Source organism: Brucella sp. LJL56, assembly GCF_054871705.1.
Map to the genome: position 1 here is coordinate 539,777 of NZ_JBTXLQ010000002.1, position 22,648 is coordinate 562,424.

Genomic DNA, 22,648 nt, shown 5'->3' on the forward strand with positions numbered 1-22,648 from the left:
AAATTCTTCTATTTGAAGCATAATCTTATCGATCCACGTTTCGCTCCGGTCGGATTATGCTCTGGCGTAAAAGCCACCTCCCTTTACGCCTTTCGGTGATGTCAGCCAGCCGAAGACCCGAATTGACCGACTGGCCTGCGCCCCCGAAAATCAGCGTCTTTCATAGAAGCATTTCCAGCAAAAATGCGGTGCGGTTTTGCGTCGGACAATGCGTAGACCAAGTTAATTGTGCGGGGGGCGCGGTTGTGCCGACACATACCCAGCCAGAACGTTATCCCGAACTCGATGCGCTGCGCGGACTGGCGGCGACTGTCGTTTTGCTGCGGCACTTTGTGAATATCTGGCCCTATGATGCCATGGGGCCCTATTTTTTCATTCTGCTGCGATCGCCCCTCCGTTTCTTTTTTGCTGCGCATGAAGCAGTTCTGCTGTTTTTCCTGTTGAGCGGCTTCGTTCTGACACTGCCATTCATGCGCCGCGTGCCATCCTATCCAGCCTATCTTGTTCGGCGCACCTGCCGGATATACTTGCCTTATCTCGTCGCGCTCTCGCTCGCACTTGCTGGCGCCCTGTTTCTGAACGGGCCTATCCAGCAGCTCAGCAACTGGTTCAATCTCACATGGACCATACCGGTGACGCCACAAATGATCGCACAGCACGTGCTGTTCATCGGCTCTTATCCCAATGGTGAAGTGAATACCGCGTTCTGGTCTCTCGTTTATGAGATGCGGATATCGATCATATTTCCGCTGCTCTTCGTCATCACCGTGACATTGCGGCCCTCGGCTGCGATTGCGGTGGCTTTCGGGCTTTCCGTTCTCGCCAATGCCTTCCGCTCCGATCCCTATACTGGCGGCTGGTGGATAACCGTGCATTTTGCAAGCTTCTTCCTGCTCGGCAGTCTCATGGCGCAGAACCTGTCAGCCATACAGAGCTTCTACAGGCGACTATCCAACCGAAGGACTGTCGCAATCAATAGCCTGGCTCTCCTGCTGGTTACATATGGAGCCGGGCCGCCCATGCTGAAGAACTGGTTCGGAGATCTCACAGACTGGGCCACGATGGCGGGGCTTGTCTGGATCATCGTGCTTGCAACTTCAAGCGATACCTTACGCCGCTTCTTGCTGCGGCCCTTGCCACAGTTTCTCGGGCGCATTTCCTATAGTCTCTATCTGGTTCATGCCACCGTGCTCTTCACACTGGTGCATGTATTTTACGGGCATGTCGCTCTGATAGCACTGCTACCCGCCTACATTATCCTGAGCATCGGCCTTGCAACGCTGATGCATCGCTATGTCGAAGTGCCGACCATGGCACAGGGCAAGCTTCTCGCCGCACGGTTTGCCTACTGACCGGATGGCCAGCAGGCAAATACTCCCGTTTTATCCCATACGGAATGCCGCCTGTTCGTCGCGGCGACGCTGCACTTCACGACGCTTGTTGACAATCGAGGCGATGATAACGCCGACCGTCACCAGCGCGATCAGGATGGTGCAGATCGCATTGATTTCCGGCGTCACGCCAAGACGCACCTGGCTGTAGATTTTCATCGGCAGCGTGGTTGCGCCCGGACCGGATGTAAAGCTCGCAATCACCAGATCGTCGAGTGACAGGGTGAATGCAAGCATCCAGCCCGAAACCACTGCGGGCAGGATCACCGGCAGCGTTACCTTCATGAAGGTCGTGACCGGCGGCGCGCCAAGGTCCATTGCCGCTTCTTCCAGTGAGCGGTCAAAGCTCACCAGTCGCGACTGCACCACGACTGCCACGAAACACATCGAAAACGTAATGTGGGCCAGCGTCACCGTCCAGAAGCCGCGGTCGAAATTCATCGCCACGAAGAGCAGAAGCAGCGACAGGCCGGTAATGACATCCGGCATGACGAGCGGCGCGTAGACCATACCGGAAAACAGGATGCGTCCGCGAAAGCGCGTATAGCGTGTGAGCGCCAATGCGGCGAGCGTGCCCAGAACAGTTGCAATCGTTGCAGACAGGAGGCCGACGCGGATCGTTACCCACGCCGCATCCATCAGAGCTTGGTTGCGGAACAGTTCGACATACCACTTGGTCGAAAACCCTGCCCAGACCGTGACCAGCCGGGATTCGTTGAACGAGTAGATGACCAGCAGGACGATGGGCAGATAAAGGAAGGCAAAGCCCAGAGCCACCGATGCAATGTTGAAGCGGGACCAGTTGTTTTGCATCCTATTTCCCCTTTTCCTGCTGACGCGCCTGCACCTGCTGGAAGATCACAATCGGAACGATCAGCAGGATCAGGAGCACCACGGCCACTGCCGACGAGACCGGCCAGTCACGGTTGGAGAAGAACTCGCTCCAGATCGTCTTGCCGATCATGAGTGTCTGCGAACCACCGAGAAGATCGGGGATGACGAATTCACCCACTGCCGGAATAAACACGAGGAAGCTACCAGCCAGGACGCCAGCCAGCGACAACGGGAAGGTGATCTTCCAGAAAGCGGCGAACGGCGTGCAACCCAGATCCTGCGCCGCTTCAATGAGCGAATAATCCATCTTTTCCAGCGACGAATAAATCGGCAGCACCATGAACGGCAGATAGGAATAGACGATACCGATGAAGATGGCTGTATCGGTATTGAGAATAGTAAGCGGCGTATCGATGATGTTGAGCCACATCAGAAACTGGTTCAGCAGGCCTTCCGGCTTCAGAATGCCGATCCACGCATAGACGCGGATCAGAAACGACGTCCAGAACGGCAGGATCACCAGCATCAGCAATGTCGGACGAATCGTCGTCGGCGCGCGCGCCATGCCATAAGCCATCGGATAGGCCACGAGTAGCGTCAGGACGGTGGAGATAGCCGCAATGCGGACACTCGACAGATAGGCCTTGTAATAAAGCGGATCATCAAGCAGCCACAGATAATTGTCGAAGGAGAGCTGTTTGATTTTCTCCCAGATCGCGGCAAATCCCAGCGTCAGGTCGAAGGTCGGCGTATAGGCCGGGATCGCCATCGCGACTTCCGAAAGGGAAATTTTGAAGACGATGAAAAACGGGACGAGAAAGAATACCAGCAGCCAGAGATAAGGCACTGCGATGACGAGACGGCTGGCAATGGAAGCGATGAGCTTCTGCATGGTGGCCTCCTCAGGCGGTCAGCACCAGACCGGCATCGGTATCGAAGGAAACCCAGACGCGCTCGTCATAGGTCAGCGGATTTTCGGTTCTGCGCACGGCATTGAGGCTTGCTGCCTTGATCGTGCGGCCATTGTCGAGCCGCACATGGAACACCGTCATGTCGCCGAAATAGGCAATATCCCAAAGCTCGCCTTCCACCGCATTAACCGAAGCATCGTCCGGCTTTTCGCGTGTGATCCGCGTCTTTTCAGGACGCACCGCATACCAGACCTTCTGGCCCGGATTGAGTTCTTCTCGAGTCTCGGTCTGAATGTGAAAACCGAATTTTTCGGTCGCGATTTCCGCCTCGCCATTCGCGGCCTTCACCACCTCGCCTTCGATAATATTCACATTACCGATAAAGTCGGCCACGAATTTGGAGCCTGGCGCCTCATAGACTTCCGCTGGCGTCGCCACCTGCTTGATGCGACCCTTGTCCATCACCGCAATGCGGTCGGACATGGTCATAGCTTCTTCCTGATCGTGGGTGACGACCATGAAGGTCATGCCAAGCTTGACCTGCAAATCCATCAGTTCGAACTGGGTTTCCTCGCGCAGCTTCTTGTCGAGCGCGCCCAGCGGTTCGTCCAGCAGCAGCACCTTCGGGCGCTTGGCAACGGAACGGGCAAGCGCCACGCGCTGGCGCTGGCCGCCGGACAACTGATGTGGCTTGCGCTTGCCATATTGCTCCAGCTTCACGAGCTTGAGCATTTCGGCGACGCGCGCGTCTATTTCCGATTTCGCCATGCCGTCCTGCTTGAGACCGAAGGCGATATTGCTCTCGACCGTCATATGCGGAAACAGCGCATAGGACTGGAACATCATGTTGACCGGGCGCTTATAGGGTGGGATGCCGCGCATATCCTGACCGTCGAGCGTGATACGACCCGATGTCGGCTCCTCGAAACCTGCCAGCATGCGCATCAGCGTGGTCTTGCCACAGCCGGAAGCACCCAGCAGCGCGAAAAACTCGCGGTTGAAAACATTAAGCGACAGATCATCGACGGCGGTAAAATCGCCGAATATTTTCGTCACATTCTCAAAAGAAATGAAGGGCTTGGCCGCCGGATCGTTCCAGGGCGCAAATTTGCGGCGAAAGCTGCCAAAAGATTCCATTCCGTTCCCCTATAAACTAACCGGAACCTGATCCCGCGGGCAAAACCCACTTGTTACAAGACGCAGAGCGGCCCTCCGTCTGCACAGTGGGCCGCTCTTCACGATGTCGGTTGGGACATATCGGTCCCATAGTATTTTGGCTCTTACTGGCCGGTGACGATCTTCGTCCAGGCGCGGGTGACCACGCGCTGGGTCTTGGTGTCGTAAGGCGTCGGCACGAACAGCTTCTTCATGACGTCTTCGGTCGGATAGATTTCCGGATCGTCAAGAATTTCCTTGTCGATGAACTCCTGCGAAGCCTTGTTGCCATTGGCATAGAACACGTAGTTCGAAGCCTTGGCAGCCACTTCCGGGCGCATCATGTAGTTCATGAATTCAAGCGCTTCCGGCACATGCTTGGCGTCTGCCGGGATCGCCATCTGGTCGAACCAGATCAGCGCGCCTTCCTTCGGGATCGAATAGCCGATCTCGACGCCCTGCTTGGCCTTTTCGGCGCGATCACGTGCCTGGAAGATATCGCCTGAATAGCCGATCGCCATGCAGATATCGCCATTGGCCAGCGCATTGATGTATTCCGACGAGTGGAACTTGCGGATATTCGGGCGGATCTTGAGATAGAGATCCTGCGCCTTCTGCAAATCGTCCGGTGACGGCGAATTCGGGTCCAGACCCAGATAATTGAGCGCCGGACGCAGCATTTCACTGGCTGAATCGAGCAGATAGATGCCGCAATCCTTCAGCTTGGCCGACTGTTCCGGGTCGAAGAGCACCGCCCAGGAATCTATGGTATCGGTGCCGAGCGCTTCCTTGATCTTGGCCTTGTTGTAGCCGATGCCGGTCGTGCCCCACATATAGTTGACAGAATATTCGTTGCCCGGATCGTAAGTTGCGACACGGGTCGAAATTTCGTCCCACATGTTCTTGAGGTTCGGCAGCTTGTCCTTGTCGAGCTTCAGAAACACGCCTGCCGGAATCTGGCGACCAAGGAATTCTCCCGACGGCACGACCAGATCATAGCCGCTGCCGCCAGCCAGAAGCTTGGTTTCCAGAATTTCGTTGGAGTCGTAAACGTCGTAGACGACCTTGATCCCGGTTTCCTTGGTGAAATCCTTGAGGATGGAGTCGTCGATATAATCCGACCAGTTATAGATATTGACCACCCGCTCCTGCGCACTCGCGGAAAATGTGGCAGCCGCTACAAAGCCTGTCACGACGGTCGTTGCCAGAAGGAAGGATTTGATCCCCATCATTTGCTCCAATCTGCACATTAAATTCCGGTGCAGGTTCAAGGTGGATATACTGTTTCTTTATTGCACTTTTTTAGATTGCACAGCATTCGTCAACAGGGTCGTGACAGGACGAACATAAAAATTGCATCTCAAAGGCTCCCCAAGGGGCGATGAGATTTCGGTTATGTTGAGTCGAAAATGATGAGGCTCGAGAACCGGAGAGGAGCGTACTACCAAGCAAAGTCCCGAAAAGTTGCAGACTTTTCGGAAAAGACCATGCGTGGAAGACTACTACGTGAGCACCGGAAGCGAAAAACCGCTCCATTTGCAGGCCAGCAGAACCGAAATATCGCGCCCCTACTGGAAGTCGAACGCAGAAAGCCCCGCCACCATCTCGTCCAGACCGAGCGGGCGTGTCAGCGGTGGCTCGGCGCGGGTGATGCAGCCCTGTCTTTCGCACAGACGACAGGCCGGGCCAATCTCGGTGTTGCCCGCCTTCGAAAGCGAAGCGCCATAGACAGTTTCAACGCCCGTTTCCAGCGCACAACCAAGCAATAGTGCCGTCCGGCGCGGGCGCTCACTGAATGCGCCTTGCGGTCCTTCCAGAGTGCGCGCGATGGTCAAAAATGCAGAACCGTCCGGCAATTCCGCCGGTTCGACCAGCACCTGGCCCGCCTGTGCAAAAGCGGCATAGACCGGCAATTTCGGGCATTGCCCGCCGAAGCGCACCGGAAAACCTTCCGCACCTGCAACACGCAGGCGATTGCCGGCATGGTCGATTTCCATGACGAAGAAGGGCAGCGCACTTGCCCCCTGCCGCTGCAAGGTGGTCAGGCGGTTTGCCGCCTGCTGGAATGAAACGCCGAAGCGCGTGCGGAGCACATCGACATCATAACGGGCCCGGACAGCGGCATCACGAAACTGGCGATAAGGCATCATCAAGGCCTGCGCCGCATAGCGCGCCAGTTCGAAACGCGCGATGCGCTTTGCCTCGCCTGACGACAGTTTCAAGCCTTCCGTCTCCGCACCGATCACCACCTGCATGCGGATCAGCGCCGCCTCCATGGCGATTTCCTGCAACTGATCGAAGGGGGACAGACGCTCTGAAATAAACAGTCGCTGCGAATGCCGGTCATAACGCCTGCGCCAGTTCGGCATGGTGGCAACCGGCAGCGTGCGAACCGTGATGCCATGCTCGCGCCGCAGCCAATCCTTTAAGGCTGTCGACAGATCGCCATCCGGCTTCAACAGTGCGAAAAAACTTTCTGCCTCTTCCTCGATGCGCGGATAATGGTTGGCCCGCCGCGCCATCACATCGCGCACTTCATCCAGCGGCAGGCGCGTCGCCGAAAGCTCTGCCCCACTTCCCTCATGCGACAGCAATTGCGACAGATCGGACAGGCGCTGCTGCTGCTCGCGATAGGCACGGTAAAGCTTCATGATGCCGACGGCAGCATTGGGCGCAGCCTCACCGATTTCGACCAGTTCCTGATCGCCGGGCAGTTCGCCGGTCAGAAGCGGATCGGAGAACACTTCCTTCAGACCCGTGATCGTGGAGCCGCTTTCAGCCTGAAGACTGTCAAGGTCGAGCTTGTAAACGCTGGCAAGCTTCAGCAGAAGCTGCACCGTCAGCGGTCGTTGATTGCGCTCTATCAGGTTCAGGTAAGACGGCGAAATGCCAAGCGCTTCGGCCATGGCCGTCTGGGTCAGGCCCCGCTCGTTGCGGATGCGCCTGATGCGTGGCCCGGCAAATATCTTGCGTTCGCTCACCTGGTTCTCCCGACCCATAACGGCAATTTTACAATTCATGACAGAATAGGCGCAAAAATCGATTTTAACAAGATTTACAGATTTACATCGTCACCCAGTCAAAACTCCGACAGCATTACCTCAATTATATGCCCATTTCTCCGGTTTCTCTGGCACTTCAATAATCTCATTTGTAAATCTGGTCACAGAAAGAGCGACCATCAGATGCTCTACAAATACCGACTACAACACGAGGAGACACCGAAATGACAGATTTTTACAGCCTTATTCCTTCGGCACCAAAGGGTCGCTTCGACGGCATCCAGCGTGCGCATACGGCCGAAGATGTAAAAAGGCTGCGCGGTTCGGTGGAGATCAAGTACTCGCTCGCTGAAATGGGCGCTAACCGCCTCTGGAAGCTGATCCATGAGGAAGATTTCGTCAATGCGCTCGGCGCGCTTTCCGGCAATCAGGCCATGCAGATGGTTCGCGCCGGCCTGAAGGCGATCTACCTCTCCGGCTGGCAGGTTGCGGCGGATGCGAATACGGCATCGGCCATGTATCCGGACCAGTCGCTTTATCCGGCCAATGCCGCCCCGGAACTCGCCAAGCGCATCAACAAGACGTTGCAGCGTGCCGACCAGATTGAAACAGCAGAAGGCAATGGACTTTCGGTCGATACGTGGTTTGCGCCAATTGTTGCCGATGCGGAAGCAGGCTTCGGCGGTCCGCTGAACGCTTTCGAGATCATGAAAGCCTTCATCGAGGCGGGTGCAGCAGGCGTGCATTATGAAGACCAGCTCGCTTCGGAAAAGAAGTGCGGCCATCTCGGCGGCAAGGTTCTGATCCCGACGGCAGCGCATATCCGCAACCTCAACGCGGCACGCCTGGCAGCAGACGTGATGGGAACGGCCACGCTGGTCATCGCCCGCACGGATGCGGAAGCTGCCAAGCTTCTGACCTCGGACATCGACGAGCGCGACCAGCCCTTTGTCGACTACGATGCAGGCCGCACGGCTGAAGGCTTCTATCAGGTGAAGAACGGCATCGAGCCATGTATCGCCCGTGCGATTGCCTATGCGCCCTATTGCGATCTGATCTGGATGGAAACGTCCAAGCCCGATCTCGAACAGGCTCGCCGCTTCGCGGAAGCCGTGCACAAGGCGCATCCGGGCAAGAAGCTCGCCTATAACTGCTCGCCGTCGTTCAACTGGAAGAAGAACCTCGACGACGCCACGATTGCCAAGTTCCAGCGTGAGCTGGGCGCGATGGGCTACAAGTTCCAGTTCATCACGCTGGCGGGTTTCCACCAGCTCAACTTCGGCATGTTCGAACTGGCACGCGGTTACAAGGACCGGCAGATGGCAGCCTATTCCGAACTGCAGCAGGCGGAGTTTGCAGCCGAAGCCAACGGCTACACCGCGACCAAGCATCAGCGTGAAGTCGGCACCGGCTATTTCGATGCCGTGTCACTCGCAATCACCGGCGGCCAGTCTTCGACCACCGCCATGAAGGAATCGACTGAAACAGCACAGTTCAGACCGGCTGCTGAATAACAGCCCGGCGACAAACAGGAGGAACAGTTCCATGAATTCGCCAGCACGCGTCAAGGAAAGAGCAGAAGAACAATCTTCAAGCATGACCACGGATCAGCAGACCGTTATCCGTATGCTCGCCAACGATCTGCATCGCCTCAACTACACCGTCATGAAGGCGGTCGAGGCAGGCGTTTCCGTGGAACTGGTCCGTTCCGCCCGGCATCATGGTGGAGACGGCAACTGGGGCGATCTGTTGATCCCCGTTATCGTCACCCACGACAAATGATGACGATCTTGACCACCGCCGTCGCCACCATGTTCATGCACATTGCTTTTGGCAGCGACAGAATGTCCGAACTGGCAGTTACCCGTAAAATTTGATGAAACGGGGTTGATCTGCCACTCGCTTTATGGTCGGATTTCCTCAACTGACCTCCCCCGGCTGGCCCTGCCAGTCGGGGCTTTTTTTACATCAGATGATAATCGACGGGCTGCGGAAGGTCGGGCAGGTTTTCCTCACCCAGCGCTTCTCGCAGATTGATTTCGATTGTGTCGGCGATAGCACCGATGGGCAGATCGTTCGGCAGCGTTCCAAATGGTTCTTCCAATTCATCGCCCAGCGCATCCAGCCCAAAGAAAGTATAGGCCACCAGCGTCGTCGCAAATGGTGTTCCCCAACCAAGCATATCCGCAAAGCCGAACGGTATGAAGAAACAGAACAGATAGGCCGTGCGGTGCAGAAGCAGCGTATAGCCGAAGGGAACCGGCGTGAACCGCAATCGCTCGCATGCCGCCTGAACTTCCGCCAATGCGGAAACTGAACTGTCTAGCGTCTGGAAATCGACCGGATGTAACCCGTCCTTCACCCGCATACCCGCAAGCACCGCACCGAGCTGGCGCAAGATGAAATCGGGCTTGTTGCGGCTTTTGCTCAACGACACCTGCTCTTCTGCGGACAGCCATTTGTCGTATTTGTTTGGACCGGCGGTTTCCTCTGGCCGAAGATGACTGACCATGGCCTGCGAAAAGGCAATTGCATAAAGGAGCAGCTTTTTCCTGCTGCCTTCAAGCTCCCGCGTGTTTTCCAGCAGCAGCGTCTGACGCGCCAGACTCCGCGTCGTATAGACGAGCTTTCCCCAGATTTTGCGCGCTTCCCACCAGCGATCATAACAGGCGTTGTTGCGAAAACCGAGGAAGATCGAAAGCGCAATGCCGAGCAGCGCCAAGGCCGTTCCATTGTTGACGGCGGGCACCCAACCCGGAAAAGCGCGATGCGCCCAGACGACCAAGAGCGACAGAAGAAAAACCGCAAAGATCTGCGGCAGGATGCGCAGGATGATGGAGCCCTTCAGAATGAAGAAGAGTTTCCACAGAGGCGGGCGCGGGCGAACGATCATCTCAACTCAGTCCGGAAAATGGATGGCAGCAGCCCTATACACCTTTCTTTCGTTCCAACGCCATCCCGAACAATCTTGATCGAAAATTCACTCAATGCTGGCAAAACCCTGCTCCGTGCATTGGCACGAAAAACCTGGGAGGATGATTGTGCTTTCCGGGATCGTCTACGAAAACATCCCCTTGCGGGGGCAAGGAACACAGGAATTTTCATGTCTGTTCAGTCTCTCATTGACAGTATCGCCACCAAGATCAACATCGATCCGCAGCTTGCAGAAAAGCTGGCCGGTTCGGTGTTTTCGGTTCTGCAGCACAGTGCGCCTGAAATCGGCAACAAGATTTTCGCGCTCCTGCCGGATGCCCAGCAGCTCGCCAGTGCCCACGACGTGCTTGCCTCAAGCACCGGCGGCATCATGGGTGCGCTTTCGGGCCTGATGGACAATGTGGCGGGCGAAAAGATGAGCGCACTTTTGAAAGCTGCCGCTACGCTTCGTTCCAGCGGCCTCTCAAGCGACCAGATCACCGAAGCAGGCGGACAGGTGATCAATTATGTGCGCGATCATGATCCACAACTGGTTGACCAACTGGTTACGAACGTGCCGGCTCTGAAGGGCCATTTCGGCCTCTGACACATCGATTTTTATTTGTGTGCGCTTTCTGCGATGGCGCACACAAAAGCTTGCCGGACCCATTTGTCATTGCCGCCTGTCGCAGCTATCATGCCGCTATCGAAATCATTCTCTGGTGATGGATGTCTGCTGATACGACGGAAAAGAAGGTTACGCGCGCCCCGCGTCGCCGTACGCCTGCTTATGTCAAATCTCTTCGCGGTGTGAAAAACTGGAAGCAGGCAACCGAATGGCTTGCCTGGCGCGATATCGAAGACATCGAATGCATCACCCCCGATCAGGCGGGGGTTGCCCGCGGCAAGATGATGCCGTCGAAGAAGTTCACCTCCAATACCTCGCTGGCATTGCCTTCCGCCGTCTTCATGACAACAATTTCCGGCGACTATCCGGAAGACGGCTACGGCTTCCATTACCCCGAAGATGATGGCGACCTGAAGCTGGTACCGGACCTATCGACCCTTTCGGTCGTGCCATGGGAGTCCGATCCGACCGCACAGGTTATCTGCGATCTCGCTTATCAGGACGGACGCGGGGTGGAATTCACCCCGCGCAATGTGCTGCGCAATGTGGTTGCCGCCTATAGCAAGCGTGGTCTGAAGCCGGTTGTGGCACCGGAAATCGAGTTCTATCTGGTCCGCAAGAACCCCGACCCGGATTATCCGCTGACACCGCCGGTCGGACGCTCGGGCCGCGCCATTGGTGGCGGACAGGGCTATTCGATTGCGGGCGTCAATGAGTTCGACGAACTGATCGACGATATCTATCATTTCTCCGAGGGCCAGGGGCTGGAGATCGACACGCTGATCCACGAAGAAGGTGCCGGTCAGCTTGAGATCAACCTGCGCCACGGCGATCCGGTGGAACTGGCTGACCAGGTTTTTCTGTTCAAGCGCACGATCCGCGAGGCGGCGCTCAAGCACGACATGTATGCCACATTCATGGCCAAGCCCATTCAGGGCCAGCCCGGATCGGCAATGCACATTCACCAGTCCATCGTGGACAAGAAGACCGGACGCAACATTTTCACCAATGAGGATGGCAGCGAAAGCGAAGCTTTCCGCCACTTTATCGGCGGTATGCAGCGTCACGTGCCGAATGCGCTTGTCATGTTCGCGCCTTACGTGAACTCCTACCGCCGCCTGACGCCGGACGCTTCCGCGCCCGTCAACGTCAAATGGGGATACGATAACCGCACCACCGCTTTCCGCGTGCCGCGCTCCGACCCCAATGGGCGCCGCGTGGAAAACCGCATCCCCTCCTCCGACGCCAATCCCTATCTCGCTCTGGCGGCTTCGCTTGCCTGCGGCCTGATCGGCCTTGTAAACAAGATCGAACCCGAACAACCTGCAACCACGAGCGTCAACACCAAGGAAGTCGAGCTGCCCCGCGGCCTGATCGACGCGGTGGAACTGTTCGAAGAGGACGCAGAGCTGCGCAACCTGTTCGGCAGTTCCTTCGTCACGACCTACGCAGCCATCAAACGCGCCGAGTTCGAAACCTTCATGGAAGTCATCAGCCCTTGGGAACGCGAGTTTTTGCTGCTCAATGTTTAGTATAGGGCAGTAGGGCAGTAGGGCAGTAGGGCAGTAGGGCAGTAGGGCAGTAGGGCAGTAGGGCAGTAGGGAAAAGCTAAACGGGGGATCATGGCAGTCAATTCATATCGTGATCTTCTTGTTTGGCAGCAAGCGATGGAAATGGTCACCTCAATCTACAAGGTGACCGATTGCTGGCCCAAGGAAGAAATCTACGGTCTGACAAGTCAGGTTCGACGTGCTGCCGTTTCTGTTCCTGCGAATATCGCTGAAGGCTTTGGGCGAGAAAATCGCGGCTCCTACCAGCAATTCCTGCGCATTGCCCAAGGCTCTCTCAAGGAAATGGAAACGCATCTCCTCATCGCCGAAAGGCTTGGTTTCATGCAGAACGAAACAATCAATTCAATGTTGGTGAAAAGCGAAAGTATAGGCAAACTTCTCAGACTTCTGATCCGGAAACTCTCCGATCAATAACATAATGCCTTATTGCCCTACTGCCTTACTGCCCTACCCACCCGGAGCCGCCAATGCCCTACCAGTCCCCAATCTCGCCCGGCTATTCCTGGTACGAGGCGACGGTTCCCGACCGGCCGCAATATCCCGAGATGGATGGCTCGCGGCAGGCGGATGTCGTTGTCATTGGCGGCGGATATACGGGGCTTTCGGCTGCCTATCATCTGGCGAGGCAGGGCGTGGATGTCACGCTCATCGACGGTGCGCGGTTCGGCGATGGGGCGTCGGGGCGCAATGGCGGCCAGTTCGGCACAGGCCAGCGCACATGGGCCGAAGACCTTGAAGCGAAATACGGCCTTGAACGTGCCAAGGCCCTGTTCGACGTCGCGGAGGAGGCCAAGGCCTATCTCCTTGCCTTTGCCGACGAACACAGGATCGACATGGAATATGTGCCCGGCCAGATTTCGGTCGTGCACAAGCCGCGCTATCTGAAGCCGTATGAGCGCCATGTCGAGGTAATGGCAAGCCGGTTCAACTATCCGCATTTGCGTTTGCTCGACCGCACTGAAACGGCGAGCCTGCTTGGTTCCGAACGCTATTATGGCGGCGTCTATGATGCGGGCACCGGCCATATTCATCCGCTGAAACTGCTTGTCGGAACAGCGAAAGCCGCCCATGCCGCAGGCGCAAAGCTTTTTGAAGACACCAGAGCCACCAGGATCAGCACCGCAAGCGGGCGGGTCGAAGTCGAAACCAATCGTGGAACCATATCCGCGCGAAACGCCTTCATTGCGGTGAATGCCTATGGCGGATTGCTGGAGCCGGTCAGCGCATCGCATGTCATGCCGATCCGCTCGTTCATCGGCGCAACAGTGCCGCTCGGCGACAATAGCCCGGTTATTCCGGGTGGTGAATCCATTGACGATTCCCGCTTCGTGGTGCGTTATTTCCGCCGTTCGAAGGACGGCAGGCTGCTGTTCGGCGGGCGCGAAGCCTATACTGCCGACAATCCGCGCGACATCAGCACGCATATCCGCCGCCAGATCGCCGAGATTTATCCGGCGCTGGACAAGGTCGAGATCACCCATGCATGGGGCGGTTCGGTCGGCATAACCATGCCGCGCCAGCCCTTCGTGCGTGAAGTGATGCCCGGTGTCATTTCAGCAGGCGGCTATTCCGGCCACGGTGTCATGCTGGCCAATTATATGGGCAAGCTCTATGCGGAAACCGTCGCAGGCAATCGCGACAGGCTGAAACTGTTCGAAGAACTGCGCATTCCCGCCTTCCCCGGCGGCCGCACTTTCCGCTCGCCGCTGCTGTTCCTCGCCCTGTCATGGTATGCGCTGATGGATAGAATATAGCCGTTACTTTGGCTTGTTTGCTGTACGCTCCAGCTTGGTCAAAACCTCGATCAGATTGGGGGCAAGTTCGCGTATTTCGGCCAGGTGCGCGGCACTCAGCCGCTCAAGAACCTGCTCTGCCTTGTCGGTCAAAGCCAATGTGTGGCGGCGACGGTCCGAGGGGTCAACCATCCGCATCGCCAGATCGGCATCCGCCAGTCTGCCAACCAGCTCCGTTGCCGTGTGCGGCGCGATGACAAGCCACTCCGCAAGGTTACCGACCGTCATCGGCGTATCAGCCGCATGGGCCTTGATCGCAAGCAACGCCTGATGCTGTTGCGCCGGGAGCCCTTCCGCTTCCGCAGCCGTCGCGCTGAAACTCATGAACCGGCGCAAACGATAACGAAGTTCCGCAAGCGCCTGATAGTCGGCTTGTGTCAAAGCATCCGGATTTCTTTTCACAACACGCTTCTCCCGTGCGCCTTCTATCTGCGAAGCCGCACTGCTCCGGTCTTTCCGAAGGCGTTTTGCAGCAATCCCTTTCCCCATAGCAAGCCCCTTGTCCAAACACAAAGATGGCGATTGATTTATATCGTATTACGATATATTTAACCCGCCGTTAGAGCGCATCCCGAAAAGTGTGAAACGATTTTCGGATCAGATGCGCGTCAAAACAAACCGTTGAGACGCGCCGATCTGATTCAATCAGATCGAGACGCGCTCTAAGTCGCTCTCCCCCAAAGCTAGCGTATCCGCCGAGAAAGACAGGAGTTTGCTATGGCCCGGCAAAACGAGTTTCGAGGACCCCACGATTTCACCGGTGGCGTGGCGCGCCGCGTTGCCGGCGATTTTACCGCCGACAGGCGAATGCTGCTCCTGATCGCGATGGCGATTGTCATTGGCGCTGTCAGTACCGCTGCCGCATGGGTGCTCGTAAGCCTGATCGCCTTCGTCACCAATCTGGTCTGGTTTGGCCGCGTCAGCATTGATCCGGCAACGCTGGCGCATCTTTCACCGTCCGTCTGGATCGTTCTCATCCCCATATTGGGCGGTCTGGCAATTGGGCTGATGGCACGTTACGGCTCGGAGAAAATTCGCGGACACGGTATTCCCGAAGCGATTGAAGCCATCCTGATCGGTGGCAGCCGCATGTCGCTTAAAGTGGCGATACTAAAGCCGCTCTCATCGGCGATTTCGATCGGCACGGGCGGTCCGTTCGGTGCCGAAGGTCCGATCATCATGACGGGCGGAGCTATCGGATCGCTCTTTGCGCAATTGTTCCAGATGAGCTCAGCCGAGCGGAAAACCTTGCTCGTCGCCGGTGCCGCCGCTGGCATGACCGCCATTTTCGGCACGCCCATTGCCGCCGTGATGCTGGGCGTCGAACTGCTGCTCTTCGAGTGGAAGCCCCGCAGCTTCATTCCCGTTGCGGCTGCAGCAGCGGTTGCCAACACGAACCGCCCCTTGTTCTTCGAGACAGGTCCGCTGTTTCAGACCCATTTTCATCTGGTCCTGCCCTGGTGGGGAATAGCAGCATGTGCACTGATCGGCATCGTTGCCGGGCTGCAATCGGGGTTGCTCACCACACTCCTCTACAAGCTGGAGGATACATTTGAACGTTTGCCCATTCACTGGATGTGGTGGCCTGCAATCGGCGGCATTGCCATTGGTATTGGCGGCCTGATCGAGCCGCGTGCGCTTGGCGTCGGCTATGATCTCATCGACGGTTTTCTCAACGATAAATTCCTGGCAACCACGGTGCTGGTGGTGCTGCTCGTCAAAAGCGCAATCTGGCTCTGTGCGTTGGCATCCGGCACTTCCGGGGGCGTTCTGGCGCCGCTTCTGATCTTCGGCGGCGCGATGGGCTGGCTGCTTGGCCTGATCATGCCGGGTGGAGAACCGGGTTTCTGGGCGCTTCTCGGAATGGCTGCCATGATGGGTGGAACGATGCGCGCGCCGCTGACCGGCACCTTCTTTGCCGTCGAGGTTACCGGCGATTTCGGCCAGATCGTTCCGGTTTTCGTCGCAACGGTGACCGCCTATGCAGTGACGGTTCTTCTGCTCAAGCGCTCCATCCTGACCGAGAAAATTGCACGACGCGGACAGCACATCACGCGCGAATATGGCGTCAGCCCGTTTGAATCCGTCCGCGTGCATGAAGTCATGGTGACGAACGTGGACACGTTACCGGCAAACATGACCGTGCAGGAAGCCTCCGCCTTCTTTGCCTCGGAGACAGCGCGACATCGGCTTTATCCGGTCATTGACAACGACCGTGTCCTTGTCGGCGTGGTGACACGCGCGGATGCGCTGGAATGGCAGAGAAAGACGGAACTGTCGGGCCAAACGCTTGCAGACTCGATTTCCGACACATCCACTCCGGTGGGCCATCAGGATGATAGCGTAGCCTTCATCACCGACATGATGATCGCGACCGATTGCGGACGCATCCCCATTGTGACACGCGAAGGAAAGCTCTGCGGACTGGTCAGCCGGAAGGATCTCCTGCAACTGAGAGGCCAGATCATCGGCAGTGAAACGGAACGAAAGTCTTTCCTGCGCGCTGCGGAAGCTGGCTAAACTGCTTCACAAGAGAAAGGCGGAGCACCCTTCGGCACCCCGCCTTTCTTACCACCGCCCGGTAATATTCACTATTTTACGCTACGCTCTCGCCGGTTTTTGCGGCCAGACGCTGATAGGTTTCCTCAACTACGTCACGCAGCGGAAGAATGCCGCTCATGCACAACAATGCGTGCAAGTGCTGGCGGGCACCCTCATAGCCCACGAGCGGCGCATAGGGCTGCATGATGATGTTGGCTTCCTCCGGATAGAGTTCCTGATATTCGGCGAAATTGGTGAAACTCTTATAGCTGTCGCCACGCATCAGATAGGTTTCCACGGCAGCCCCTTCCGCCAGCACGGCTTCATGACTGTCGAGAACGATATTGTAATAGTCGATCGTTTTGTCCATCGATACGCGCGCTATGCTTTGACCATTGACCAGGTCCTTCGCGCGGATCAGCACGCCGTCGATAAGCAATGCGTGGTTGGGTGAAAGATAAAGGTCGCGCTGCGGTGTTTTGCTGTCGATAGCATAGCGCTTGACGCGGATCGGCATCACGCTCTCATTCCATTGCGTGCCGCCTTTTCTATGGTTCTGCCAGCCCACCCATTTGACCGGGCGCGTTTCACCCCGAGCCGTTGTCACAAGATCGCCGACAGTCAATGTCTCCACCGCCACCAGGCCGGTTGGGGTCTCGACGAGTGTGCCTTTCAAAAGGCAGTTAGCGCCGGAAACACCTCCCTTTCCTCTTTCTCTCCTCCACCATTTTCTGCCCATGGCGTGTGCCGGCGATGATGAAATCGATGAAGTCAGGACCCCGAGTGCCGCAACCTTTACGGCAGCGGCGGCAGTAAGACCCAAAAAATGCCGTCGCGCACGACTGCGCGGCGAATGCCCGTTCCTTTCTGAAGACATGAATCCCTCCGCTCTTCTCGTTACGGCACCGGCCTGAAAATCAGCGTGGATTTCTGGCAAAGCACGATGCGCAGCTTCAAAAACTGAAGCGTCGTTCCGTGTTGCGCGGATCAGCGGCGCTTCAATGCTTTGCCCCAATTCAGAGCGCATTTCGATCCGATTGAATCAGATCGCCGCGCTCATTGTCTTGTTTGACGCGCATCTTGTCCCAACACCGTTTCACACTTTTCGGGATGCACGCTAACGATTCCGATCTTATCTGATCGCGACCCCGAAAAAATTGCCGCAATCAGGTCAAAAGCCTTCTCGAATAGGCGTAGACCCTAAGCCGAAAGGTGAGTTTTTCTGCCATTGAAAGGCGTTGCCCGCGGGCGTTCGAGCTGATCGAGGTTAAGCCCGCTCCTGCAAGTGTGATTTGTCAGCCTTTTAAAAATAGTATACCCCCCTATTCTAATAGAAAGGCTGTTTCAATGAGCGTGCATCATCATACGAACCATTCCGGCCATCACCTGCATTCCAGGCATGAGCATGTCTTCCTGGGAGAAAATCACCGGCGCAACGAAAAGCGCACCTGGATCGTGATCGCCATCACGGCAACGATGATGATAATCGAGATCACAGCCGGCAACCTTTATGGCTCCATGGCGCTGACTGCCGACGGCTGGCATATGTCCACCCATGCGGCGGCAATGCTGATCGCGGCCCTTGCCTATCTCTATGCACGCAAGCACGCGCATAATTCGCGGTTCACATTCGGCACCGGCAAACTCGGCGATCTGGCCGGCTTTGCCAGTGCCATCGTTCTGGCGCTGATCGCCCTCTTGATCGGCTGGGAAAGCTTCTGGCGCTTCAGCATGCCGGTCAGCATAAATTTTCACGAGGCCATTCTGGTTGCCGTCATCGGGCTTGCCGTCAACCTCGTCTGTGCCTGGCTTCTCAGGGATGATCATTCCCACCACCACGGGCACCATGATCACGGTCATGAGGGAAGCCACGACCAGAACCTGCGTGCAGCCTATATGCATGTGCTTGCCGATGCTCTGACGTCTGTGCTTGCCATCGCAGCGCTTCTGCTGGGCAGTCTTTACGGCTGGCTCTGGCTTGACCCGGCAATGGGTATCGTCGGCGCGGCGGTGATCGCGCACTGGTCATGGGGATTGATAAAGGACACCGGTTCGACGCTGCTGGACTATCTGCCGGAAGGTGAAGATCTGCCGGAAGAGATCGCTGAAATCATCAGTCGCGAAGGCGGAGAGATCGCCGATCTGCATGTCTGGCAACTTGGACCCGGCCATCACGGTGCATTGTTTCGATCATAGCGGAAGAGCCGAGAGCCCCCTCCTATTACCGGAACAAGCTTGCAGCGATCCATGATTTGTCGCATGTGACCGTAGAGGTGGAAGCGCGCGCCGCCTGAATATGGAGCATGCCTCCCAAAAGTGGGAACCGGTTTTGGGATAAAGACATGCGTGAATGTCAGCAACATTGCCATGAAGGACCAAGGCTCCCATGACCCATACGATCCGCGAAAAGCAGAAGCTCATCAACCGCGTGCGCCGCATTCGCGGCCAGCTTGAGGGTGTGGAACGGATGCTCGAGGAAGAGAAGGGCTGCGCGGAAGTCATGCAGGTGATTGCGGGCGTACGCGGCGCGGTCAACGGGCTCATGGCGGAGGTGATTGAAGACCATATTCTGATGCATGTTGCCGATGGCGCCCTTCCGCAAAAAGAGCGCGACGAAGGTGCAGGCGAACTGGTCGACGTGGTTCGCGCCTATATGAAATAGGCTTTCAGGACCCGGCTTCGTGTCAAGACGTATTTTTATCGTCACAAGGACAGCAACATTCCTGCGCCGGATGATTTCCCCTATTGCGTGCAATTGGAAAAACACTAACCTTCCAACTGTGGCATAGCGAGTCTATGTCGGGGCTTGGAGAGAAATACGAATGAAACAGAAACTTATTGTTGCGGCTGCTATCATGGCCGCAATGGCGACGCCTGCGCTGTCGGCAGATCTCGGCGTGTCGTTTCAATGGGGACCAACGAAGAAGTGCTTTGATTCAAAGTCGCCGCCGTTCAACATCACCGGCGTTCCAAAGGAAACGAAAACGCTGACGTTCCGCATGGTGGATCGCAATGCCATGGGTTTTGAACATGGCGGTGGCAAGGTCGCCTATAATGGCAAGGCCGCTATCCCTTATGGTGCATTTCGCTACAAGGGGCCATGCCCTCCAGGCGGTTCCCACAACTACTCGTGGACTGTGAAGGCGCTGGATGCCAGCGGCAAAACGCTTGCCGAAGGCAAAGCAGCGAGGATGTTCCCGTAGGACTTCATCCAGCGTCCAGGGAGACTGTTGACATCCGCATAAAGCAGGAATAGCTAGACAGCATGAACAAAGTACTCATCAGCACCCGGTCTTATTACGCTCCGCTCATATAGCGGCGGGTTTGCTTTGTCATAGTTCAACCGCTGCATTGCCAGCGGTTGATTTTCAAGGACAGCACCTCTGGCCATGCGGCCATAAAGAGGTCAGTCCATGTCTCGCGACAACAATCAGCATATGAAAATTGGTATTATCGGCTTTGGTGCATTCGGGCAGCTTATCGCCCGTCACCTGAACCCGTATTTCCAGTTATATGCTTACGATCCTGCCGCAGACCTTGATCGGATAGCGCTGATGCATGGCGTCACCCTGACCTCTCTGGAAGAGGTCGCCCTCTGCGATATCGTCATCCTTGCAACGCCGGTCGCAACGCTTGACCGCGTGGTGGAAATGATCGCCCCGCATCTGCGCCCCGGCACGCTTGTTCTCGATGTCGGCTCGGTCAAGGTCGGGCCAGCCGATATCATGCGGCGTGGCCTGCCTGCGCATGTCGATATTGTCGCCACACATCCGCTCTTCGGTCCGCAGAGTGCGCGCGACGGTATAACAGGCCTGAAAATCGCCTTCTGCCCCGTGCGCGGCACGCGGTTCCACCGCATTGCTGCTTTCCTGAAAAGGGAACTTGTGCTCGATGTCATCATAACAACGCCGGAAGATCATGACCGCGAGGCGGCAATGGTTCAGGGGCTGACGCATCTGATCGCCAAGGTTCTGGTGCAGATGGAGCCGCTACCAACCCGCATGACAACGAAGAGCTTCGACCTTCTGATGCAGGCGGTCGGCATGGTTCGCCATGATGCGCCGGAAGTGTTTCAGGCCATCGAGTACGCCAATCCCTATGCTTCGCAGGTTCGAAAGCGTTTCTTTGAATTAGCAGATCACGTCAATGATGAGTTGGCGCGTTCTCATCCAGTGATCGCGAAGGATCAGGATAAGCCCGTCTGTCCTGCGAATGCTACTACAGGGGCATTTCGGAAGTCTGCTTGACCGTCTGGCTTGGCACGTCGGTCTTCAGGTTCTGAACGCCCTTGATCCGGCTCAGATATTCCGACTGGAAGCGGCGGTAATCCTCGATATCCGCCGCAACCACCCGGATCATCGCATCATAATCGCCGAGCATGAAATAGCATTCGAGCACCTGCGGCAGCTTCAATATCTCCTTGGCGAAGGTCTGAAGCGTTTCCTCGTCCTGCTTGTCCAGCCGGATGCGCGTGAAGAAAGTCAGTCCCTTGCCAACCTTGGCCGGGTTCAGCACCGCGACATAGCGGTCGATCACGCCCGCCTCTTCCAGAAGTTTCACCCGCCGCAGGCACGGCGAAGGCGACAGGCCGACCTCGCGCGCGAGATCGTTATTGGCAATGCGACCGTCGCGCTGCAGTACGCGCAGAATCCGTTTGTCAATCTCATCCAGCTTCATTGGCGCTCAATTCCATTTATGCCAATCTTATTGGCATTCCCTGCCAAATATTGATGCAAAGAGGCATAATTCGCAACCAAATTGCTCGCGAAATTGGTTATAGTCGCGAAACTTCTCAAGCAAATATGCAAGAGACTGAGCAAGGGGCGGTTGTTAACCAGCGACCAGCCAACGGGAATTTTATGGATATTTCACAGGCCTATGTGCCTCAAAAAAGCAGATCCGGGCGCGGCTCGGAATTCCGTCGCGGGGCCGCTGCCGGTCTGCCGGTTCTGCTCGGTATTATTCCCTATGCGCTGGTTCTGGGCGCGCAGGCCGCGCAAAAGGGCCTCAGTGTCATCGAAGTGCCCATGATGACCGGGCTGAACTTTGCAGGCGGGTCGGAATTCGCGGCCATCCAGCTCTGGACCTCGCCGCCGCATGTCCTGCTGATTGTTGCGATCACCTTTCTGGTCAACAGCCGCCATCTGCTGATGGGTGCGGCTCTGGCGCCCTTCATCCGCCATCTGCCCAAGCGCAAGGCTTTCGCCAGCCTGTTTCTCATGTGCGATGAAAGCTGGGCGCTCGGCCTTGCCGATGCGAAACGCCGTCAGTCGAAAGGCGTCAATCCGGCGCTGAGCCTCACCTTCTATGCCGGTGTGGCCATACCTTTCTATCTCGCCTGGGTCGTCTTCACCACGCTGGGCGCAGCCTTCGGCCCGATGATGGGAGACCTGCGCCCCTATGGTTTCGACATGGCATTCCCGGCAGTGTTTCTGGTTCTGCTGGCGGGCATGTGGAAAGGTTTTGCGGCAGCGCGCCCATGGCTGGTCAGCCTTGTGGTCGCCGCGCTGAGCTATCTCACCATTCCCGGCGCCTGGTATGTCGCCGCCGGTGCCTTGTCCGGTCTCGTTGCAGCCTATCTGCTGGCAGGTGAAGAATGATCGATCCGTTAGCTGTTCTGACCATCGTTCTGATGGCAAGCGTCACCTATCTCACGCGCATCGGCGGCTATGTGCTGCTGCGCAACCGCACGCTGAGCAAGCGTGCTACAGCGGTGATGGAAGCCGCCCCCGGCTGCGTTCTGATCTCGGTCATCGCGCCCGATTTCGTCTCGGACAAGCCTGCCGACCTGATCGCGCTTGCAATCACGATCTTCGCCGCGACGCGCTTTTCCATGCTGCCAACCGTGCTGATCGGCATCGGCGCGGCAGGCGCCTGCCGCTACCTGATCGGGTAAAGCATGTCTCCCA

The 22,648-nt window shown here is 56.9% G+C and carries 22 protein-coding genes and 1 pseudogene; 14 read left to right on the forward strand and 9 right to left on the reverse strand.

Annotated elements, in window-relative coordinates; genetic code table 11:
- Positions 1 to 245: 245 nt before the first annotated feature.
- Entirely contained in the window at positions 246 to 1,352 is a 1,107-nt protein-coding gene (locus tag ACYSN1_RS11070) for an acyltransferase family protein (RefSeq protein WP_461725707.1), read from the forward strand.
- 30 nt (positions 1,353 to 1,382) lie between these two features.
- On the opposite strand, the gene ACYSN1_RS11075 is transcribed toward ACYSN1_RS11070, so the two are convergent.
- The 5 genes from ACYSN1_RS11075 to ACYSN1_RS11095 form a co-directional block, all read right to left on the reverse strand.
- A complete protein-coding gene (locus tag ACYSN1_RS11075; RefSeq protein ID WP_461725708.1) occupies positions 1,383 to 2,204 on the reverse strand; it encodes an ABC transporter permease in 822 nt (273 codons plus the stop codon).
- 1 nt (position 2,205) lies between these two features.
- Positions 2,206 to 3,117: an ABC transporter permease subunit gene (locus ACYSN1_RS11080; protein WP_461725709.1), complete on the reverse strand. Its 912-nt coding sequence runs from the start codon at positions 3,115 to 3,117 to the stop codon at positions 2,206 to 2,208.
- A gap of 10 nt (positions 3,118 to 3,127) precedes the next feature.
- The gene (locus ACYSN1_RS11085) at positions 3,128 to 4,273 is read right to left on the reverse strand and encodes an ABC transporter ATP-binding protein (protein WP_461725710.1); all 1,146 of its coding nucleotides are present in this window, start codon (positions 4,271 to 4,273) and stop codon (positions 3,128 to 3,130) included.
- 143 nt (positions 4,274 to 4,416) lie between these two features.
- Positions 4,417 to 5,520, reverse strand: coding sequence for a polyamine ABC transporter substrate-binding protein (locus tag ACYSN1_RS11090; RefSeq protein WP_140018907.1), 1,104 nt, complete (start codon positions 5,518 to 5,520; stop codon positions 4,417 to 4,419).
- Between the two features lie 339 nt (positions 5,521 to 5,859).
- A complete protein-coding gene (locus tag ACYSN1_RS11095) occupies positions 5,860 to 7,272 on the reverse strand; it encodes a helix-turn-helix domain-containing protein (protein ID WP_461725711.1) in 1,413 nt (470 codons plus the stop codon).
- Positions 7,273 to 7,517: 245 nt separating this feature from the next.
- Here ACYSN1_RS11095 and aceA point away from each other — a divergent pair, with 245 nt between their 5' ends.
- Together aceA and ACYSN1_RS11105 are read left to right on the forward strand one after the other, a co-directional pair.
- The gene (gene aceA, locus ACYSN1_RS11100; protein ID WP_105544028.1) at positions 7,518 to 8,807 is read left to right on the forward strand and encodes an isocitrate lyase; all 1,290 of its coding nucleotides are present in this window, start codon (positions 7,518 to 7,520) and stop codon (positions 8,805 to 8,807) included.
- A 31-nt stretch (positions 8,808 to 8,838) separates the two neighbouring features.
- Positions 8,839 to 9,075, forward strand: coding sequence for an SMc00767 family acetate metabolism repressor (locus ACYSN1_RS11105; RefSeq protein ID WP_010659117.1), 237 nt, complete (start codon positions 8,839 to 8,841; stop codon positions 9,073 to 9,075).
- Between the two features lie 181 nt (positions 9,076 to 9,256).
- Here the strand turns inward: ACYSN1_RS11105 and ACYSN1_RS11110 are convergent, their stop codons facing one another.
- Positions 9,257 to 10,186 (reverse strand): bestrophin family protein, encoded by a 930-nt coding sequence (locus tag ACYSN1_RS11110; RefSeq protein ID WP_461725712.1) that lies wholly within the window; start codon positions 10,184 to 10,186, stop codon positions 9,257 to 9,259.
- A gap of 210 nt (positions 10,187 to 10,396) precedes the next feature.
- Here ACYSN1_RS11110 and ACYSN1_RS11115 point away from each other — a divergent pair, with 210 nt between their 5' ends.
- The 4 genes from ACYSN1_RS11115 (at position 10,397) to ACYSN1_RS11130 (ending at position 14,159) form a co-directional block, all read left to right on the forward strand.
- Positions 10,397 to 10,813: a DUF2267 domain-containing protein gene (locus ACYSN1_RS11115; RefSeq protein WP_461725713.1), complete on the forward strand. Its 417-nt coding sequence runs from the start codon at positions 10,397 to 10,399 to the stop codon at positions 10,811 to 10,813.
- Positions 10,814 to 10,935: 122 nt separating this feature from the next.
- On the forward strand, positions 10,936 to 12,366 hold the full coding sequence (locus ACYSN1_RS11120; protein ID WP_461725714.1) for a glutamine synthetase family protein: 1,431 nt from the start codon (positions 10,936 to 10,938) through the stop codon (positions 12,364 to 12,366).
- Positions 12,367 to 12,456: 90 nt separating this feature from the next.
- A complete protein-coding gene (locus ACYSN1_RS11125; RefSeq protein ID WP_109989539.1) occupies positions 12,457 to 12,819 on the forward strand; it encodes a four helix bundle protein in 363 nt (120 codons plus the stop codon).
- A 53-nt stretch (positions 12,820 to 12,872) separates the two neighbouring features.
- Positions 12,873 to 14,159, forward strand: coding sequence for an NAD(P)/FAD-dependent oxidoreductase (locus ACYSN1_RS11130; RefSeq protein WP_461725715.1), 1,287 nt, complete (start codon positions 12,873 to 12,875; stop codon positions 14,157 to 14,159).
- A 3-nt stretch (positions 14,160 to 14,162) separates the two neighbouring features.
- On the opposite strand, the gene ACYSN1_RS11135 is transcribed toward ACYSN1_RS11130, so the two are convergent.
- The gene (locus ACYSN1_RS11135) at positions 14,163 to 14,522 is read right to left on the reverse strand and encodes a MarR family winged helix-turn-helix transcriptional regulator (RefSeq protein WP_461725879.1); all 360 of its coding nucleotides are present in this window, start codon (positions 14,520 to 14,522) and stop codon (positions 14,163 to 14,165) included.
- Between the two features lie 393 nt (positions 14,523 to 14,915).
- Between ACYSN1_RS11135 and ACYSN1_RS11140 the strand changes: the two genes are divergently transcribed.
- Entirely contained in the window at positions 14,916 to 16,718 is a 1,803-nt protein-coding gene (locus ACYSN1_RS11140) for a chloride channel protein (protein ID WP_461725716.1), read from the forward strand.
- A 76-nt stretch (positions 16,719 to 16,794) separates the two neighbouring features.
- Here the strand turns inward: ACYSN1_RS11140 and ACYSN1_RS11145 are convergent, their stop codons facing one another.
- Positions 16,795 to 17,616, reverse strand: a complete 822-nt coding sequence (locus tag ACYSN1_RS11145; RefSeq protein WP_461725717.1) for a Hint domain-containing protein — start codon at positions 17,614 to 17,616, stop codon at positions 16,795 to 16,797.
- 470 nt (positions 17,617 to 18,086) lie between these two features.
- On the opposite strand from ACYSN1_RS11145, the pseudogene dmeF reads away from it, so the two are divergent.
- The 4 genes and pseudogenes from dmeF (at position 18,087) to ACYSN1_RS11165 (ending at position 20,986) form a co-directional block, all read left to right on the forward strand.
- Positions 18,087 to 19,033, forward strand: a pseudogene (dmeF, locus tag ACYSN1_RS11150) (CDF family Co(II)/Ni(II) efflux transporter DmeF).
- Between the two features lie 92 nt (positions 19,034 to 19,125).
- Positions 19,126 to 19,401 carry a metal/formaldehyde-sensitive transcriptional repressor gene (locus tag ACYSN1_RS11155; RefSeq protein ID WP_012093288.1) on the forward strand — a complete coding sequence of 92 codons (276 nt, stop codon included), beginning with the start codon at positions 19,126 to 19,128 and terminating at the stop codon, positions 19,399 to 19,401.
- A gap of 160 nt (positions 19,402 to 19,561) precedes the next feature.
- The gene (locus ACYSN1_RS11160) at positions 19,562 to 19,942 is read left to right on the forward strand and encodes a YbhB/YbcL family Raf kinase inhibitor-like protein (protein WP_461725718.1); all 381 of its coding nucleotides are present in this window, start codon (positions 19,562 to 19,564) and stop codon (positions 19,940 to 19,942) included.
- Positions 19,943 to 20,152: 210 nt separating this feature from the next.
- Complete coding sequence (locus ACYSN1_RS11165; protein WP_461725719.1) at positions 20,153 to 20,986, forward strand: prephenate dehydrogenase/arogenate dehydrogenase family protein; 834 nt, start codon at positions 20,153 to 20,155, stop codon at positions 20,984 to 20,986.
- On the opposite strand, the gene ACYSN1_RS11170 is transcribed toward ACYSN1_RS11165, so the two are convergent.
- On the reverse strand, positions 20,958 to 21,416 hold the full coding sequence (locus tag ACYSN1_RS11170) for an Lrp/AsnC family transcriptional regulator (protein ID WP_061346941.1): 459 nt from the start codon (positions 21,414 to 21,416) through the stop codon (positions 20,958 to 20,960). The genes ACYSN1_RS11165 and ACYSN1_RS11170 overlap by 29 nt on opposite strands.
- Before the next feature lie 182 nt (positions 21,417 to 21,598).
- Between ACYSN1_RS11170 and ACYSN1_RS11175 the strand changes: the two genes are divergently transcribed.
- Both ACYSN1_RS11175 and ACYSN1_RS11180 read left to right on the forward strand, forming a co-directional pair.
- The gene (locus ACYSN1_RS11175) at positions 21,599 to 22,339 is read left to right on the forward strand and encodes an AzlC family ABC transporter permease (RefSeq protein WP_461725720.1); all 741 of its coding nucleotides are present in this window, start codon (positions 21,599 to 21,601) and stop codon (positions 22,337 to 22,339) included.
- Positions 22,336 to 22,635, forward strand: coding sequence for an AzlD family protein (locus tag ACYSN1_RS11180; protein WP_010659133.1), 300 nt, complete (start codon positions 22,336 to 22,338; stop codon positions 22,633 to 22,635). Before ACYSN1_RS11175 ends, ACYSN1_RS11180 begins: the two co-directional genes overlap by 4 nt.
- Positions 22,636 to 22,648 lie beyond the last annotated feature (13 nt).